Below are 3,280 nucleotides of genomic sequence, written 5' to 3' on the forward strand. Positions count from 1 at the left end.
CAGCGCCGGCACCCGCGTGCGGCCCAGCCCGGCGGCTGCGGCATCGATGGCCAGCCCGGCATCGGCCAGCGTGAAGGCGCTTTCCACGCACGGCGTTTCGGGATCGAGCGGGTGGGCGATGCAGGCGGCGTTGGCGCTGCTGCCGGGGGCGGCCACGGTCAGCAGGCGTTCGTCCCCCAGCGTGCGGCCATGGATGCCTTCGGCCTGCGGCTCGTTGCCGAAGTGGATGGCGAGATCGAGGTTGGCCTGGGTGAAGTCCATCTCGCCCTCCTCGTGGGCGGTGATGGCAAAGCGCAGGCCCGGATTGTCGCGGCCATAGTCGGCCAGCCGCGCCGCCAGCCATTTCGCCACCAGCGCGCGCGGCGCCGCCAGGCTCAGCACCCGGCTCGATTGCCCGGCCTGCGCCAGCCGCACCGATTCCTCGAAGGCCAGGAAGCCGCGCTGCAGGGCGGGCAGCGCCTGTTCGGCCTCCGGCGTCAGTTCCAGGTTGCGGGTGAGGCGACGGAACAGCACCACGCCCAGTGTTTCCTCCAGCGCCCGGATCTGCTGGCCCACGGCGGCCGGCGTGACCGCCAGCTCATCGGCGGCGCGCGTGAACGACAGGTGGCGGGCGGCAGCCTCGAACACGCGCAGGGCATTCAATGGCAGATGGGTGCGCTTCATGGGCTGACTGTGGCCGCGACAGACGCTGCGATCAATGAACCGGTGGGCGGCGGCCCGGCAGATCGAGCGGAAAGGCCGGGATGGCGACGTGGAAGCGTGACCCGTCTTCGGCCATCATCACATAGCGGCCTTCCATGCGGCCGGATGCCGTGCCGAGCGGGCAGCCCGAGACATAGTCATAGGCACCACCCGGCGCGATCAGCGGCTGCACGCCCACCACGCCATCGCCCACCACCTCCTCGATGCGGCCTTCGCCATCGGTGATCAGCCAGCGCCGGGCCATCAGCCGCACCGCCGCGGCGCCGGCATTTTCCACCCGCACATGATAGGACCAGACATGATAGCCGCGATCGGGATCGGACTGTTCGGGCAGATAATGCGGGGCGACCCGCACAGTGATGGCGCCGGTGGTGGCGGCGAACGGAAAGATCTGCCCGATCACGCTCATGAAACGCCGGCTGCCCGCAGCGCCTGATCGAGATCGTCGATCAGGTCGGCCGGATCTTCGAGGCCGATGGACAGGCGCAGCATGCCCTCCCCGATGCCCATTTCGGCGCGCACGGTTTCCGACACGGAGGCATGGGTGGTGGAGGCAGGGTGAGTCATCAGGCTGCGAGAATCGCCGAGATTGTTGGAAATGTCGATGAGCGAGAGCGCATCCAGCAGCGCATGGGCCTGCGCGCGGCCGCCATCGAGGTGCAGCGCAATGATGGTGCCGCCGGCGCTCATCTGGCGGCGGGCCAGATCATGCTGCGGATGGCTGGCGAGGCCCGGATAGACAAGGCGCGGCACCCGGCCTTCGAGCGCCTGCGCCACGGCAGCGGCATTCTCGCACTGGCGGCGCACCCGCAGTTCGAGCGTTTCCAGGCTCTTCAGTACCACCCAGGCGTTGAACGGCGACAGATTGGGGCCGGTGTGGCGGGCGAAGGCCAGGTAGGTCTCGTTCACCCATTTCTCGCTGCCCACCACGGCGCCGGCCAGCACCCGCCCCTGCCCGTCCATCAGCTTGGTGGCGGAATAGGCAACGATGTCGGCGCCATGCTCCAGCGGGCGCTGCACCACCGGCGAGGCAAAGGCATTGTCCACCATCACCAGTGCGCCGGCATCGTGGGCGATGTCGGCGATGGCCCTGATATCGCACAGGTCGAGGCCGGGATTGGTGGGGGTTTCCAGGAAAAAGGCCTTGGTGTTGGGCCGACGGGCCTTTGCCCACGCGTCCACGTCGCGGGCATCGACCGTGGTCGTTTCAATGCCGAAGCGCGGCAGGATGGTATCGACCAGCACGCGGCACGATCCGAACAGGGCGCGGCCGGCCACCAGGTGATCGCCGGCCGACAGGGTGGAGAGCAGCATGCCGGTCATCGCCGCCATGCCGGTGGCGGTGGCGCGCGCGGCCTCCGCCCCTTCGATCAGGGCGATGCGCTGCTCCAACATCTCGACCGTGGGGTTCTGCAACCGGCTGTAGGTCATGCCCGGCCGCTCGCCGCGGAAGCGAGCGGCGGCCTCCCCGGCCGTGTCATAGCAATAGCCGGAGGTGAGGAAGATCGCTTCGGAGGTCTCGCCGACATCGGTGCGCATGGTGCCGCCACGCACCATTTGCGTGGCGGGGCGCCACGCCTTCACGATGTCAGGGTCTTGTCCGCTCAAGCGCTTCATGGCGCCTGCGATAGACGGGCGCGCCGACAGGCGCAATCGAGCGCGACCCTATGTTGCCAAAGCGTCACCCGGCGATGGTTCGGCCCTGCGCTCAGCAGCGCCCCGGATGATCAGCAGATACATGACCGGCGTCACCACGCGGGACAAGAGCGTGGAGGAGATCAGGCCGCCGATGATCACCCAGGCCAACGGGCTGTAGAGGCCCGAGCCGGACAGGGCGAGCGGCAACAGGCCGCCGATGGCGGTGACGCTGGTGAGCAGCACCGGCAGGAAGCGCACCTCGCCGGCTTCCTCGATGGCGTCGCGCAGGCCCCGCCCGGCGGCGCGCAGCTGGGTGGTGAAATCAACCAGCAGCAGGCTGTTCTTGATCTCGATGCCGATGAGCGCGACGAAGCCGATGACCGCGGTGTAGGAGAGGCTGTTGCCGGTGAGGAACAGGGCCACCAGCCCACCGAACAGGCCCAGCGGTATGACGCCGGCCACCACCAGGGTTTCGCGGAAGCGGCCGAATTCGATCACCAGCACGGCGAGGATGCCGAACACCGCCAGCGCGATGATCGGCCCCAGCCCGCCAAAGCTGCGCTGCGCCGTTTCCGCCTCGCCGCCCACTTCCCAGCGATAGCCATAGGTCAGCTTGACCTGCGTCTGCAGCGCATCGATCACCGCCTTGTTCACCTTGGCCGTGAGATAGCCATCGGCGACCTGGCAATCGATGAAGACCACCCGGTTCTGGCGCAGCCGGCTGATCTGCGGCGGCGCCGAATCGAGATAGGGCGTGGCGATCTCGCGCAGGGGGACCGCGCCGCGGCTGCCCTGCACATAGACCTTGTCCAGCGCTGCCACGTCGTGCCGCTCGGCAAGCGGCAGCCGCACCACCACATTGTAGCTGTCGCCTTCGACATCGCGGAAGCGACCCGCCGTCTCGCCGGCCAGCGCCAGCCGCAGCGCGCGGCGCGGCGCG

Annotated in this window: 4 protein-coding genes; all 4 read right to left on the reverse strand. The window is 68.8% G+C overall.

Translation table 11 applies throughout. From position 1 onward, the window contains the following. The coding region (locus GJV64_RS12795; RefSeq protein ID WP_164157686.1) for a LysR family transcriptional regulator at positions 1 to 663 on the reverse strand (663 nt) is incomplete at its 3' end. 31 nt (positions 664 to 694) lie between these two features. Next, positions 695 to 1,111: a Co2+/Mg2+ efflux protein ApaG gene (gene apaG, locus GJV64_RS12800; protein ID WP_164157688.1), complete on the reverse strand. Its 417-nt coding sequence runs from the start codon at positions 1,109 to 1,111 to the stop codon at positions 695 to 697. Next, positions 1,108 to 2,319, reverse strand: a complete 1,212-nt coding sequence (gene metZ / locus GJV64_RS12805; RefSeq protein WP_164157690.1) for an O-succinylhomoserine sulfhydrylase — start codon at positions 2,317 to 2,319, stop codon at positions 1,108 to 1,110. Before metZ ends, apaG begins: the two co-directional genes overlap by 4 nt. A 48-nt stretch (positions 2,320 to 2,367) precedes the next feature. After that, positions 2,368 to 3,280: efflux RND transporter permease subunit (locus GJV64_RS12810; protein ID WP_164157693.1), on the reverse strand; the 913-nt coding region annotated here is incomplete at its 5' end.

The organism is Sandarakinorhabdus rubra, assembly GCF_010994245.1.
In the GTDB taxonomy this organism is placed as follows: Bacteria; Pseudomonadota; Alphaproteobacteria; order Sphingomonadales; family Sphingomonadaceae; genus Sandarakinorhabdus; species Sandarakinorhabdus rubra.